8 protein-coding genes are annotated in these 14,984 nt (G+C 58.9%); 3 read left to right on the forward strand and 5 right to left on the reverse strand.

Going from position 1 to position 14,984, the window contains the following annotated elements; genetic code table 11:
- Positions 1–80: 80 nt before the first annotated feature.
- From CRI94_RS16485 to CRI94_RS16495, 3 genes are all read right to left on the reverse strand, one after another.
- Positions 81–1,541 carry an MATE family efflux transporter gene (locus CRI94_RS16485; protein WP_245846238.1) on the reverse strand — a complete coding sequence of 487 codons (1,461 nt, stop codon included), beginning with the start codon at positions 1,539–1,541 and terminating at the stop codon, positions 81–83.
- Between the two features lie 158 nt (positions 1,542–1,699).
- Positions 1,700–2,740 (reverse strand): hypothetical protein, encoded by a 1,041-nt coding sequence (locus CRI94_RS16490; protein ID WP_098078707.1) that lies wholly within the window; start codon positions 2,738–2,740, stop codon positions 1,700–1,702.
- Positions 2,741–3,188: 448 nt separating this feature from the next.
- On the reverse strand, positions 3,189–6,044 hold the full coding sequence (locus CRI94_RS16495) for a choice-of-anchor D domain-containing protein (protein ID WP_098078710.1): 2,856 nt from the start codon (positions 6,042–6,044) through the stop codon (positions 3,189–3,191).
- Positions 6,045–6,482: 438 nt separating this feature from the next.
- On the opposite strand from CRI94_RS16495, the gene CRI94_RS16500 reads away from it, so the two are divergent.
- Positions 6,483–7,643 (forward strand): heparan-alpha-glucosaminide N-acetyltransferase domain-containing protein, encoded by a 1,161-nt coding sequence (locus CRI94_RS16500; protein ID WP_098078714.1) that lies wholly within the window; start codon positions 6,483–6,485, stop codon positions 7,641–7,643.
- A 701-nt stretch (positions 7,644–8,344) separates the two neighbouring features.
- Positions 8,345–9,604 (forward strand): OmpA family protein, encoded by a 1,260-nt coding sequence (locus CRI94_RS16505; protein ID WP_179862370.1) that lies wholly within the window; start codon positions 8,345–8,347, stop codon positions 9,602–9,604.
- A 16-nt stretch (positions 9,605–9,620) separates the two neighbouring features.
- Here the strand turns inward: CRI94_RS16505 and CRI94_RS17790 are convergent, their stop codons facing one another.
- The gene (locus tag CRI94_RS17790) at positions 9,621–9,788 is read right to left on the reverse strand and encodes a hypothetical protein (protein WP_179862371.1); all 168 of its coding nucleotides are present in this window, start codon (positions 9,786–9,788) and stop codon (positions 9,621–9,623) included.
- A gap of 427 nt (positions 9,789–10,215) precedes the next feature.
- On the opposite strand from CRI94_RS17790, the gene CRI94_RS16515 reads away from it, so the two are divergent.
- A complete protein-coding gene (locus CRI94_RS16515; RefSeq protein ID WP_098078726.1) occupies positions 10,216–10,713 on the forward strand; it encodes a hypothetical protein in 498 nt (165 codons plus the stop codon).
- Positions 10,714–10,993: 280 nt separating this feature from the next.
- Here the strand turns inward: CRI94_RS16515 and CRI94_RS16520 are convergent, their stop codons facing one another.
- Positions 10,994–13,399 carry a PAS domain S-box protein gene (locus CRI94_RS16520; protein ID WP_179862372.1) on the reverse strand — a complete coding sequence of 802 codons (2,406 nt, stop codon included), beginning with the start codon at positions 13,397–13,399 and terminating at the stop codon, positions 10,994–10,996.
- Positions 13,400–14,984: the final 1,585 nt, after the last annotated feature.

Below are 14,984 nucleotides of genomic sequence, written 5' to 3' on the forward strand. Positions count from 1 at the left end.
AAGCTTTAGAGGATCTTTTTTCCCTGACAGACCGCCCAATCACGCTCTAAATCCACCATGTGCGGGACCGGCACGGCCATTCACCCCGGTCTGGAGATATTTCTCTGAGATCGGAATGCAACGTCATTCCAGCGTCCGCTTCGATATCGCATGTAGAGAATTGCTGCGGGAACGCCGGTCTCGAGAATGAGCGCGGCGTAAAGGCCGTAGAAGCCAAGTTCTGTCGTCGCACCGAGGTAGGCTGTCGGCAAGGCACAGATAACGAGGCCAAACACCTGTGCGTAGAACGGCCACCGGGTGTCGCCCGCGGCCCGAAGCGGGCCCAGTGCACCGTTCATCAGCCCCCAGGCAAGCACACTCAGGCAGGTTGCCCGAACGAGTGCAATGGTAATTTCAAGCACCTCCGGATCCTGAACGAACAACGTGCTTATCGGTCCGGCGAATGCGAACACACACAGAGCCGTGACCCCGTACGCGGCGACGGTAAATCGTAGAGCATCCTGCGCGTAGCCGGTTGTGGAGCGTGCGTCGCCCGTCCCCATCGCCTGTCCGACGAGACTGCTCGACGCCAGCCCAAAGCCCCAGCCGGGCGTGTTCATCAGCGCACGCACGCGCAGCGCCACGACAAAGGCGGCCACAGCATTCGGGCCAAACAGGCTGACGATCGCCAGCATCGGAAACTCCCCGCCATTCAGCGCGACATTGCGCAGCACGAGAGGGGTGGCGATTCGCCTCAGCGACCGTGCTGTTTCCCCGTTCCAGAAGGGCGCCGCCCGATGGAGCCGAAGCGGCAGAGCTCCGATCATTGGCAGGTGACCACGGAGGAGCCCCGCGGCGAAAAACGCAGTCGCTGCCGCATTGCTGATGAGGGTCCCGAGCGCCGCTCCAACCACACCCAGGTCGAAGACGAAGATGAGCGGCACGTTCAAGACGATGTTTCCGACCGCCGCGCCCGCCCGAATCATCATCGGCGTCTGGGCATCGTTTGCCCCCACGAAAGCGCGGCTTGCCACGAGGTTGAGGGCCGCAAAGGGCATCGCCAGACTCGCGACGCGGAGATAATCCGCACCGTACGTAATGGCCTGCTCGCCGGAGCCGATGATCTGAATAAATGGCTCCGGAATGAACCCGAAAAGACCCGCGAACGGGATCGTGACGCCAGCGGCCACGATCGCGCTCACCGTGATCGCAGCATCTACACCTCGCTCCTCGTCCGCACCCACGCGCTGGGATACAAGGCTGATCGTTCCGCCAGCGACGCCACCCCCGAGGATGAACGCAAGCATCCAGAAGGGCAGCCCATACCCGACGCCGGCAATTGCCGCAGGTCCGAGCGCGATGCCGACCATCGCCACGTCTGCTGTCGACTTCGACATGCGAGCAATCCCGGTGACGATCCGAGGCCACGCCAGGTCAGCGATCCGGTAGGCCCGGTCCCCATCGATCCAGCCCAGATAGGTCAGCAGGCGACCGATGCCTTCAATGGTAGCACGAACGGGGTTCAGAATCGGCGCAGTGCCTTTTTGATTGGGGGGCAACACGTCAGACCGTGCCGTCAGAACATGTACGACCTGTAGACGAATGACCGATTCTCAGAGTTGGAGGTCCGCTGCCCGCGCCCGTTGTCTACAGTTTTCATCACTTGTAACATGAGCCGTCCAGGGCGAGGCAGGAATCGTGCACGGTTGGACCGTTCCCGTTAGCTACCCTCGTGCACGGCGAGGTCTTGCTTCTCCGAGGGACTCGAACTCACTGGCCACCGGATGGCTTTCCACGCCGTGAGGGCGAGCGCGCCGCTTCCGAGGAATACAGCGATGGGCGTCACCACACTGCCGAAAAAGGGCAGCCATCCGGCAAGCAGCAGAAAGACGAGCCCAGACGCGGCCGCCCGGTATGGATGCCAGGCCTCGTCGTGCCCACGGAACCGCGCCATCACGTAGTCGCCGAGACGGATCCCGGAAACGATGTAGCCGATGACGGCTGCCGCCGGCAACAGGATGAACAGAATCCCGAGGGCGATGGGAATACCGACGAGCGTCGCGAAGAGAGCGCCCGCAACGAGAGGTAGGCCGGCCCACACCGCAAGCCCTGCCAGTACAGTCGCTCCGACATCATCGGTGATGAGCGCCCCCATCTCACGCATCTTCTTCGGCGCCACTGCCGCTGCAATCAGTCCCGCACCGATGATAGCGACGGCTCCTCCGAGAGCTACGAGCACACCGAAAAGCAGTAGACCGTGCGCGATCGGATACTCGAGTCCAGACTGAACCCTCCCCCGAATCGCCACATCGTCTGTGCGCCCCAGATCCGATGCCACGAGATGCACATCGTTCCGAATCACGGTTCCATCGGAGAGGTCCGCCCGCCCGTCGATGACCACTAGCGTTCCGACGTTTGCTCTTCGAAATGTTGCGTCCCCGTTGACCACGACGACCGCCTCAACGGTTCCCTCCACGACGAGATTGCCATCAATCACGATCACAGCCCCTTCTCGCTCCTCGGCTGCCACCGTCATATCACCACCGACGCGCATCCGAAGACGATCGGGCGTGAGCGCATCGACGGGTTGAAATGGTCCGTGCTCTGTCGTATCGGGACGAAGCTGGTCCAGCGCCTCCGCACGGGCGAGCGGCGTCGTGGGGTGCGCCGTCCACAGGGCAAGTAAGAGGACGATCCACAGCATCGACCGCAGTGACTTGCTCCAGACCGTCGCAGGGCATACATCATCGATTATGTTCATCGTTCTACCGGCTCGGATGAAACGCATTCCACGCACTCGGTTGGACGCCCTGTATCTCACGGGGCGCAGCGCATCCCGCCCCGCCGGCCCATCAACGTTGGTGCTCCAGGGATAAATCGAGATCCCCGCGGATCGCCGTACTCGGACGTCTCCTCTCCCAAGATGACGATAACAAGAGAATGCGTCGTGGTATCGATCGCTGCATCCGCTATCGAGCCAGACCGACGGTTAGTGTAGGACAGCGCCCCGCGTACACGAGACCGGCGATCGGAGATGTTCGCGAGCGACAAGACGTGGCGGGTAGAATCGCACGCTCCCGATCGTCAGCGTCGGTCTGACGCATCTTGCTCCCTGCGCTCCTACCTGGCATGCGAACCCAAAAGCGCCCTCCCGGGACTATTCCAGGCAGGGCGCTCTTGCTACCGAAGAACTGTATGGGCCGTTGGGGCTAGCGAACGACAGTGAGTTTCTGCGTTTTCACGTGCCCCCCGCCCATCAGGCGAAGGAAGTACGCTCCCGTCGCGAGCCCGTCAACGTTCAACGTCATCTGCTGACGTCCAGCTCCGGAGACGCTGTGCGTTCGCACCTCGCGTCCGAGCAGGTCGTAGAGCACCAGGCGCGCATTGCTTACGTCCTCCGGTACCGCAAACCGCACCGTGGCCTGCGTCCGGGCCGGGTTCGGGTACGTCCCGAGCAACTCCATCTGACGTGCGCCAGACGGCGTTACGACGATCTCTTTCGTGAAGCTCTCCGAGCCGTCGACATCGACCTGCCGGAGACGATACGTCAGCTCTTCCGCCTCGTACGGAAGGTCGCGGTCCGTGAACTGGTAGGTTTGCGCTTCCGTCGTCGTCCCCGCACCGTCCACGCGCGTCAGCGAGGTCCAGCTCCCGGTGCCGATGCGACGCTCCACGTCGAAGCCGGCGTTTCCGGTCTCCGTCAACGTCTGCCACCGAAGCTCAACCGTGCCACCGGATGGGGTCGCCGTGAATCCAGCCATCTCGACCGGGAGCGCCATCACATTGCCCGATAGCGGGAGCGATGCGAAGGTCGCCGTCGCCTGTCCATTCACGGTGGCGAGTTCGCCTCCCACAACCGTGAGGTCCGATGGTTTGTCGAGCAAAAACTGCATGCCGGAAGTCGACGCTCCGGCGTCAACGTCAATCGCGAGAATCACGTATCGCGTATCGGTATCAACCGCTTCGTTGAACGCTGTGAAGGCGAGGCTTGCAGGCGCATTCGAGTTGTCGACATCGACTTCGCCCAGCTTCGTGTCGGTACCCACATCTAGCGTGGCATCCTCTGACGCGAAGAGACGCGCGACCGAGACCCCGGCCACACCCGGAGCACTGTTCGTCAGGGTCACAGCCTCGAACGTCGCTCCGACCGACCCGGCCGACAGCGTAAACATTCCGACGACGTTATTGTCTGTACCCGGATCGACATTTACCGTCAGATCGAGCCCGCTGGGAGAGCCGTCGGTCACAGCCAGATCCGGCACGTCGGTGACGGTGAGGGTGAACGTCTCCGACGTCGTGTTGTCCGACTTCGTGCCGTCACTGACCGTCAGGGTAATTGTTGCCGTCCCGCTTTTGCCAGCCGCCGGCGTAATTTCGACGGTTCGATCGGCACCCGTTCCAGCAAGTGTTATATTCGCATCAGGAACCAGATCCTGATTGTCTGATGACGCGGTCACGACAAGGTCGGACGCCGCTGTCTGTGAGTCGCCGACGGTGAAGTTAAGCGGCCCGAGCGTACCGTCCTCCGTGATCGTCTGGTGTGCGATGGTGCCAATGGTGGGTGGCTCGTTGCTTGCCTCTCCCTGAAGGTTCACCACGCGGGTCCCTTCCGGCAGATCGGTGTTGATGTTCAGGCTTCCAGATGCCCCACCGCTCGTAGTCGGTGAAAACGACACGTCGATCTCACAGCTCTCAGACGCTGCGAGCGCAGTCGGACAAGCGTCGGTCGATGCAAACGGAGCGTCTGTCTCAATCGACGAAATGTTGACCGTGGCTCCCGTACGATTCGTAATGATCACCGATTCGGTGCCGCTTGTTTCACCCAACAAAACAGAGCCAAAATCGATGGTGGAACGCGAGACCTCCAGCCCGTAGCCTCGCAACCGCTCTCCGTATGACCGGAGGAAGATGTCTCCATTCTCTTCGTAGAGAAAGAGAACGTCGCCATTCGTGCTATTAATGTCCGCTTGAGCGATCGAGGTTGTCGAAACGGTTGTCGGCGTGCCAAACGTCGCTCCGAGATCCTGGCTCACGACAAACTTGACCCTCGCATTCTCTACGTATCCCGTGACGACATTTCCATATTCATCTGCCGCAAGCGACCGTCCCTGAGAGGTCTCGGCTTTGGGGGCCGGAATGATCTCGGACGTTTCCTTCCCAAGATCAATTTTGTAGGTTTCCGAGCCGATGCCTCCACCGACAAACAGGAACCGTCCCTGACTTCCACTCGAAAGGGCTCCGACCGAGTAGTAAACATAGGGATCATCGGATGGCGTGATCGGCGTACCGAACGTGGTTCCGAAATCCGTACTCACCGAATACGTCACGTCCGGGTCGTCGAACTGAGCAATCACATCCCTGGAAATAGGATCGACCAGGATATCAGAAAAGATCGAGGACTGGCCCGTAGGCGGTTCCTGAAACGTCTGGCCTCCATCATTGCTGACGACAACTTTCGTCCCTTCGCGTCCTACAAAGTACAGATTGTTGCCGTCGGTCGCGAAGTGAACAGAGAGAGACCTAAGCTTCGCGGCGTCCACAGCCGCAGCGAACGTGCTTGCACCATCCATGCTCTTTGCGACCATCAGCCGGTCATTTTCGACCCAGGCCACGTACACGGCTCCGTTCGAGGATACGTCAATCTCGACCTCCGCATTCGTAGACGTGACCGTCACGGGCGACGAGAACGAGGCGCCGTCGTCCATGCTCTTGACGACCTGAATGCCATTTCCGCCGTGATAGGCAACATAAATGGTTCCATCCGCCCCGACAGCAATATTGTCGGACGTGTTTGCACTTGCGATGGTGTTTCCGCTCGCTGTTGAGGGACTGACGGCCACCTGCGCGAGAGCGGGTCCGGAAGACAGGAAGAGAAAAAGGATTGCGACCAGCAACGCGGCCCCTCCACGAAAGAACGGAACGAGCGGTGTGACGCGCTTCAGAAGACTGTCAGGATACGATCGGGGATAGAACATGATAAGTGAAGGGGGCGAGACGGAGGGAAAGAGGCGATCCGCTGACCCGGTGACGTACTGAATGTCCCCGAGACAGTGAATCGAAATCATCGAGTCTAGCCGTCTTCGCGTGCACCACGAGTGCGACGAATGACCAGCCGATCCTGGCTCCACGCCAAAGAGCGGAGGTGGAATCGATCTCTGCCTCCGAATCTGGTCCTACTGCGAGGAGCCGATTCTACTCACCGGTTAATTAACACCGTCGGGACGACTTCCTTAGTGCGCACAGATACGTAATTTGGAGTCATGTCCCTCGAGACCGTCGACGCGAACGAATGACAGTTCGTGTCCAGGCCATCAGTGTCCACCTTTCCATCGAGCGGAGGAAGCAGGCATCCGTCGGCAGGCGAACACCGACGCGAGTTCTGAATCGCGAGAGTCACTGTGACCTCTGTTCACCACCGGGAGCCTCCTCGCCCGGCCTCGGTAGGTATCGTATGGTCGTTCTCGCTGCCGTCTGTCGTTTTCCTTGAGCCCGATACCACCTTCATGTGTTCTGGAGATGAGGAAACAGGCGATACTTCTCCGCCCGCGCGATACCGCTCGCTCGACGCTTTCCGGGGCGTGGCGGTCGTTCTGATGTTCAACGCCCACGTCGTCAACACGACGCTACGCCCCGGACTGCAGGAGGGTCTTCTCTTTCGCATCGTCGACCTCATCAACGGGCTCGTCGCGCCCGTTTTTCTCCTCACCGCCGGTCTCGTCTTTGCGCTGGCCACACCTCCCTCATCGACCGATCGGATCGCCACCGTAAAAGGATGGGGGAAGCAGCTGCTCCTGATCTGGGTCATCGGGTATCTGCTTCGTGCGCCCGGCCTCATGCCCGAATCCTGGCACCACGCGGGAGCGCAAGACTGGGATCGGTTCCTGAAGGTCGATATCCTGCACTGCATCGCGCTCAGCTGGGTCGTGCTGCTCTCGGCCTACGTCACGATCCGATCGGCCGCCACCCGACGACGCGTTCTGGGCGGACTGTGTATAGGAATTGTCGCCGCTACGCCCGTCCTGTGGTCTGTGTCCTTTCCGTCGGTGATCCCCGTCGCGCTCGCGAACTACGTCACGGCGGAGTACGAATCTCTCTTCCCGTTCTTCCCCTGGGGCGCCTACGTTTTGGCTGGTACCGTGGCGGGACGCGCGCTCATCTCGGCCGACCGCCGGAATGTTGCGCGACAGCATATGCGTCGCCTCCTGCTTGTCGGCGGCGTCGGCGGCCTGAGCCTCGGCCTGCTGGCCTTCAACGGACACCGGCTCTGGCCCGGCGTAGGATGGGACGGAGATCCTGTCGTCATCGCGGCCTACCTCCTGCTCTCCCTCGCCACGATGGCCCTCTTCTATCTCGCACTGGAGCCCACGCAATCCGGACAGGCGCAGCCGCAGGATCCGGGTTGGCTCGAAATCGTCGGGCAGGAGTCGCTCCTTCTCTACGTTGCGCACCTGCTGGTGCTCTACCGCCTGGGATGGAACGAACACACCCTGGCGTCGACCTTCGGCAATGCACTCGGCCCCTGGGGCGTCATTGCTCTCTTCATCGCCCTCTCCATCGCAATGGCGGGTCTGGCCCTCGGCTGGCAGCGGACGAAAGAAAACCGAAGCCTTCGCGTCTGGGTACAGGTCATCGGACTCACCATCGCGGCCTATGCTCTGGCGTGACGGACAGGGCGAACATCCATAGCCGATACGAAAAACGTTTTCTAAGTCCCACCGAACCTCGCCTCTCAACGACTGAGAAATCCTCAACCTGTTTGGTGGATGGGTCTCAAAAAATGCAAGTGCGGTCGTTCACGCCTATCCGCAATCCTAATCGTGCCCCCTTGGCACGTTCGCCATCGACACGATGCGCGAAACAAACGAGACCGGATCGTGCAAGCATCTCGAGGACCGACCGTCGGGAGGTCCGTCCTCTGGGATGGCCGAAGGCTGTCCGCCGAACAGGTTCTCAACCTGGATCGTCCGTGAACGGTCCGTTACATTGGCAGTCATGTCACTGTCTTCGTCGCACCGAACGGTTTCAGGGTCCGAATCGCATTCTGTTCACTCTGGTTGCCGCCCGATGAATCGCAAATGCCGCTTGCGGGTCAGATCCGTCCGGTGGGAAGACCACCAACACTAGCCCGTCTCAGATCGATCTCTCCAAGCCTGTAACCTGTGACAGCGTCGCATTTTCCTCCGACGGAGCAGAGAGATCAGTCGGTATCGTGAGGAACGTTCCAGCAGAATGGGGCCAATCTCGATTGAAGGCCACCTTCGAGCCCCGAATATCAAGACCGGCCCGTTCCGCGTTCATTTTGTAACAGAAACGGTCTCACCGAAATAGCATGTCTTCGCTCGATCACAAACGACCGAACCCCAACATGCCATATCTCCCTTACCACGGTATTTCCGGGTCATGGCTAACGCCCTTTCTCGTCTGCGTCTGTCTTATAGCGACCATCGAGCCACTGCACGCGCAAACGAATCAAAGCACGCCGAGTGCACAGGACGTAGATGTGCTAAACTTATCCAGTGGGGCCATCGTGCTTTCCCACTCCGGGCAGTACGACGAGGAGTGGGCGGCGCTTCTTCTCCTCGACGATACGGTTGAGCACGGATGGTCGGCCGCGGAGGGTGCTTCGTTTCCCCATGAGATTCTTATTGAGCTTCAACAACCGACGGCGCTCGACTCCATCGCATTTGACAATTCGACCGCGGAGGAAGCCGATTACCCTGGCATTTCGGCCCGGCATGTCGAAGTCTGGGTGTCTACAGACGGGCCGGATACAGGATTTTCGAAAGCGATCGTTCGGGAAGCCGCTCAGGGCGCTCGGTCTGTATTTTCATTTCCAGAATCGACGCCGGCCCGCTGGCTCAAACTGGTAATCAAATCCAACTGGGGCCACGAATCGTACACCGAGTTGATGGAGCTAGAGGCATACGGCGAAACGTCAGGGAATGCAGACTCCAGGTCTACGATCTCGGGTGTCTACGATACCAACTACGACCTCATGCGCATCGAACAGCGTGGAACACAGATCTACGGTTGCTACGACTACCGCGGGGGAACGCTGACCGGCAGCATCGACGACAATGTCGCTCAGTTCGAGTGGCGACACAAAGGACGAGACGAAATCGGTACAGCGATTATGGTGCTTTCTCGTTCCGGGAATCAACTCAACGGACTCTGGTATGAGGACGGACAGTACCAGGGACTATGGACGGGCTCGCCAGCGGAGGGGGGAGAACAGCCCGCGTGTACAATCCCAACAGACGGCAACATTGCCCAGTCCCTTTCTACGAGCGGTCGCGCCATCGTATATGGGATCCGATTCGATGTCGATTCGGCACAGTTGCGAGCGAAATCGGAGGAGACCTTGCGCCAGGTACGTTCGGTATTGAATGATCAGCCCGACTTGCGTCTGGCGATCGAAGGGCACACGGACAATACCGGTAGCACGTCCTACAACGCAGAGCTTTCGAAGGATCGAGCCCAGTCAGTCGTCCAGTGGCTCACGGAGCGCGGCATTGATGCTGACCGGCTGGAGGCGCGGGGTTACGGTGAGAAACAACCGGTGTCGACCAACAGCACGTCCCAGGGCAGAGCACTGAACCGTCGCGTGGAGCTGGTTCGACAGTAAGAGAGGCGCGACGAGATCACGCGACGCCCTCACCTTCCGTCCCGGCGTCATTGTCCATGCGGCCTGCTGCCCCCTCCGTAACGACAGCCGGTACCGAGTTGAAAGTAGAACTTGCATTCGCTCCGTCCCGACAAACGGACTGTCGCGTACGCACGTCCGACCCGGAAATGTAGATAGATATCATCGGCGATCGGGACAGGCTCTGAATTAGAAAATTCCGGCAACGGATTCAGAAGGAATCCGCCGGGTGCAATGCCCCGTGCGCGACTGCTCTCGATGCCCGGCTCAACCGACTCGGGTACGCCGAGGTCATCGGCAGACGCCACGCGAGATATCGGGCCCCCGCGAATGGCGATTCCGCCGGACGTTTCGGTGTCGATCGCATTTACATCTTTGATCGGTCCGCCGATGACATTCACCATTTCGGGGCTTCACCTCACCGAGCCCCCTCGCCTCCTGCCCATATGCACGTTTATCAATTTTAATTATAGTATATTTACTATTGTCTAATAATACGGTATAGTATTGTTACATTGACTATCAGTATTATAATCTTTAATGTTAATAACCCTACTACATCATATATCTCATACAAGCAAAAACGATCGATCATGGAAGCCACGTCCATTGCAGAACCGACGCAGGAAGAGAAAGAGATGTATTTCCAGATGGCCAAGAAATCATATCGGGAGAAAGTTGCTCATCTGGAAGAAGCAAGCACAAAAAACCTGGAGTTTCAGAAGTCTTTTGACGTAACGGCTGAGTCCGTCGCCCACCACAAAGCCAGCGGGAATTTCGCTCTCGCATCGGCCTTTATCTGGTCAAAGGTTTCGTCGGTCAACCCGATCTCGATCGACGATAGCGCAAAAGTTAATTTCGAAGGCCAGGCGTGGGGAGTTGGCCTCGGAGGCGGCGACATCTGGATGGGAGGCTGGCTCGCGAACGCAAATGTGTTGAATGGCGACGTAAAATTTCAGTTCGTGACGCACCCCGCGGTTACGGAGATTAGCTTCTACAAGAACGGTACGTGTGTCGGTGTACTCGCCGGCGGCGGACTGAATGTCCAGCTCGGCAGCATGGGAGGCAGCGGGACGTTTTCCAAAGCCTAACCAGCGACGCCGATACAGGCGGTGCGCCTGCAACCGCCCATTCCATTTGAAGGTGCAGCGGCTATCATTGAATACGGGCCTGATTTTTCAGATCCGTACGCCGCACCTGAACGCCCGCAGTCGCTTGGCTGCGGGCATTATGTTTGCCCATCCAGAACGAGAAGTGGACTTCGGCTCATGACGGAGGGGATTCTCTCGTTCGACCGCCCGCTCGCGGAAATGTCGTGACACGCCCCGAAGCCCGCATTTCAGCCACTGCTGAGGGACAAGCGAATGGACCTCAAGACATTCGTTTGGGAAGCCGGATGAAGACGGTTGTCCCTTCTCCCTTTTCCGACTCGATCCACACGGTCCCCTCCAGAAGCGATACGTATTTCTGCACGAGGGCCAGACCCAGACCGCTTCCTTCGAAGTGACGGGCTGTGCCGGTAGATTCTTGCTCGAAGGCATCGAATGCCCGTGTCAGAAAGCCAGAATCCATTCCCACGCCCGTGTCCTCAACGGTAATCAGTACAGACGCTTCATTCGGATCGGTGTTGGCGTGATTGCCATCGACGGGTCTCGTCTGCCGCCCTCGAATGGTGATCTTCCCCCCCGGCTCCGTGAATTTGATGGCGTTTGCAGCGAGGTTGACCAACGTTCGATACAGCAAACCCGGATCCGTCTCCATCTGTACGGATTCGCACTGCGCCCGAAGGTCGATTTCGCCTGCCTGAGCCTGCGGCTGCAGGTCGCCGGCGACCTCCTCCGCCACGTGCCGGAGGCGCACCGACTCAACGTGCGGGTCCACGACCCCGGCCTCCAACTTCGACAGATCGAGAATCGCGTCCAGCGTTTGAAGGAGACGGTTTCCGCTGCGCTCAATGTGGCGAGAGAACTTATCGAGCGGAGCGGGAAGCCCCGCCGAACTAAGGATTTCGGAAAATCCGATGATCGACGTGAGAGGGGTTCGGATTTCGTGACTGATATTCGCAAGCATGGCGGACTTCAGGCGGCTGTTCTTCTCCGCCAGCTCTTTGGCCGCCACGAGCGCCTCACGACGCTGCTGCTCCTCCGTCGTGTCGCGCATGTTCGCCAGGATTTGCTGACGCCCGGACTCGGACAGGATCTGGCGTCCACGGATCGACAAGTACCGCCATTCACCGTTCTGATGGCGATATCGACCTTCTACATCGACCGTCTGCGACGAATCGAGCAACGCGTTCTCAAACGCCGCCTCAAAGCGTGACACATCCTCCGGGTGAACAATCGCCAGCCCGTTTCGACCGAGGAGATGAGCCCGTGGATACCCCGTGACGCGCTCGATCGATGGTGACAGGTAGGTAAACGTCGCATCTGGATCGATAATCGCGACAACATCGACGGCCTGCTCAACCACCGCGCGGAACCGCTCTTCGCTGCGACGAAGCGCCGTTTCCATACGACGTTTTTCCGTAATGTCCTCCAAAACAAAAACCGCACGAGTGGGCTCGTTCGAATACTGCGTCGAACCGACGGTCTGGGTTTGACGTGACGCTACCGAATCCGAACGATCAATCCATCCTCTTTCATCCACGGGCTCATCGAACAGCGGTGCCCCATTGATGGACAGGAGGCGCTCCGAGCCGTCGCTCCGGGTAATCGTGTGTTCAAGGTCGTACACGGACTGCCCCATTCGCATGACCCGCGCAAACGGGAGGTCTTCATCCGGGATCCGATTTCCGTCGACATCTCTGATTTCCCAGAATGGATCGTTATACGCTACGTTGTCCACGACGCGCGGCGCGATACCGAGGACCTCTTTTGCGCGCTCACTTACTCTAACCAGATCGCCCTCCGCGTTAAATACGATAATAGCAGCGGGGCTCGCATCGAAGATCCGCTGGAGGAGATCACGTTCACGACGCAGATTCCTCTGAGCCCGGTGCGCCTCCGTCACGTCCATGTGCGTCCCGACCATCAGAAGCGGCGATCCATCGGGCGCTCGCTTTACGATCCGGCCGCGGTCCACCACCCAGCGCCATGCCCCGTCCTTATGGCGCATTCGAATCGTGATGTCCATCATTTCCGTCTCCCGCTCGATACACGACTCAATCGCTTTCCGGACGCGCGGCTGATCGGCGGGATGGACGTGATCGAAGAAAAAGTCGGCGTGGTTCTCGACCTCATCGAGTGTGTAACCGAGGATTTCGGCCCACCGCTCCGTGTACACTGCGCGGCCCGTCTCGAAATACACCTCCCAGGCGCCGAGGTCGGCCCCGTCGATAGCCATCTTCAGGTGCACCTCTTCGTTGTCGAGAGCGAACGACTCATCTTCGACGCGGCGCGGCAAGGACGACCATGCATCAACGCACCTTCGGCTGTAAATGGCAATCCCCTCCCCCGCCGGATACAGGCGCAAGTGGAGTTGCCGAACCCCTGATGGAGACGATACGTCCACGCCGGCCGGCTCGCCATCTTGCGCACGATCACAAGCCGACGCGAATCCGGGCGAGGCAAGGATCGGGACCTCGCTCGATGGCGTTCCGACAAGCATTTCAATCGGGCGACCCAGAAGATGAGACGCCTCCGGTTCTACGTGGGAAAAGCATCGATTGCTGTCAAGGATGAAGACCGCCTCCCGTTTGGACTGGCGCGGGTAGTAACATGGCTCCGGGAGCGACCACCGACGAAGCACCCGAGAAACGGAGAGGACAGACTCCTCCATCGAAGAGCCTCTGGCGTGCCGTCCTGCCGTATCCATCGCTGTTCGTCAAGATATTCGTGTTGCCGCAGAACAAACGTCCATCTGCGCCAACGCACCGGTCCCTCGCTGGATGTGCCCCTTACAGAGACATGAGCCAGATGACGACCGGCTTATAGCCTGAGGAGCATCTGCGCTCGCGAATCTGGCTTCGTTTCCGAAACGGGGATACACTCGCGACGCGAGCGGGACGGGGGCGGCGTGACAAGTGGTAGACGAGAACGCATGATCGAATCGCTGAAGCGAGTCCGGGCTGTGCTTCTCGCATTTCCGATCCTGCTCTGCCCTAAATCCGTGTTGACGGTTCTTCGGAGTCGGCGTCTTCCGTCTCCAATGCGTCGCAAGGCCACTGATCGATACGCTCGCATTTTAACACATGTACCCTATACCTTTTACAAACGTACGCAATTAAACGGAGTCCGAAGCAATTCCCTGCAGACGCCGCGTGGATAATGCGCACGCTGAGCTGGGAAAACGTGTTTTGCCTTCTCTTCGCTCGTTGTCCTTCAACTTTACGGCGTCTTGTCTTCCTTCTTATGCCATCATCCGCGACTTCCGTACAGGTGTTCAGGCCAGGTCATCCCAAGTGGGGGCGCGGATTGGGACTCCTGTCAATATTGTGTATCTGCGTCATCGCTCCGCCCCTATGGTGGACCGGGCTACCACTTTATCCGGACATCCTTTGGCGAGTGAGCATCATTGTCATCGTGATATGCGGACTTAGCGTCACTAAATACTACGTAGAGGTGCCAAAACGCATAGAAGTTAGCCCTCATGTTGTGACCGTTCATCGGCGATTTCGAGACCCGATCGATTTTCCGCGTCAAGAGATCCGAAATGTGTCGTACAGGGAAAAGACACAAACCATTCGACTCTTCACCTCGGAGACTGGGCGCTGGTTTCCGCAACTTTCGATATACACGAGCGGTCTCAATCGTGCGGATCGACAAGCACTCATTGAAATATTAGATCCTTCGCCACCGACCTCATCTTGACCCGATGATACCATAACCTTATCGGGGCAAGGGTATGGCGGACGACCTAACATTTTGGTTCAAAGTTTAGGGCGGACCTGGACGAAGTCACTATTCTACACACCGCAACATTCCTTCACTGCGGTCTACACAAATGCCACCGAGATCTCTCGGAAGAGAGGACCTATCACTACCGCTGTCACCCCAACCTTCATTTACGATTCCTGCCTGCTCGAGACCCCAGAAACGGGACGAGGGAGAAGGTTAAGACCCCATCCACATTCAAGGGCGAGTTGTCACGCCCATATTCATAGGAGACGGAAGGTTGTCGTCCGGCCTAAACACCTCTGGCTCTCTCCCGAGAGTTCGGTGACGCATGGATTCAGTCCGAGCGCTCGGTGGCGATGCGCATTCCCTCGGTGATTGTCCCGCGCGCGTGAAACGTCGTGTTGAACCCGGCACATCCTGCAGACAGCGAAGGGGGAATCGTGACGATACGGATGCTGCCCCCTACCGAAATTCTTTCTATCGCTACGCTTCACGGGGAGGAACTCATACCCTGTCTACAACAGCGG

Origin of the sequence: Longibacter salinarum, assembly GCF_002554795.1 — a bacterium.
Taxonomy (GTDB): domain Bacteria; phylum Bacteroidota; class Rhodothermia; order Rhodothermales; family Salinibacteraceae; genus Longibacter; species Longibacter salinarum.

What these genes read in the sequence shown, in the direction of transcription:
- CRI94_RS16495 (WP_098078710.1), bottom strand. Translation starts at nt 6,044, where the DNA reads ATGATTTCGATTCACTGTCTCGGGGACATTCAGTACGTCACCGGGTCA.
- CRI94_RS16500 (WP_098078714.1), top strand. Translation starts at nt 6,483, where the DNA reads ATGTGTTCTGGAGATGAGGAAACAGGCGATACTTCTCCGCCCGCGCGA.
- CRI94_RS16515 (WP_098078726.1), top strand. Translation starts at nt 10,216, where the DNA reads ATGGAAGCCACGTCCATTGCAGAACCGACGCAGGAAGAGAAAGAGATG.
- CRI94_RS16490 (WP_098078707.1), bottom strand. Translation starts at nt 2,740, where the DNA reads ATGAACATAATCGATGATGTATGCCCTGCGACGGTCTGGAGCAAGTCA.
- CRI94_RS17790 (WP_179862371.1), bottom strand. Translation starts at nt 9,788, where the DNA reads ATGATATCTATCTACATTTCCGGGTCGGACGTGCGTACGCGACAGTCC.
- CRI94_RS16520 (WP_179862372.1), bottom strand. Translation starts at nt 13,399, where the DNA reads ATGGAGGAGTCTGTCCTCTCCGTTTCTCGGGTGCTTCGTCGGTGGTCG.
- CRI94_RS16505 (WP_179862370.1), top strand. Translation starts at nt 8,345, where the DNA reads ATGCCATATCTCCCTTACCACGGTATTTCCGGGTCATGGCTAACGCCC.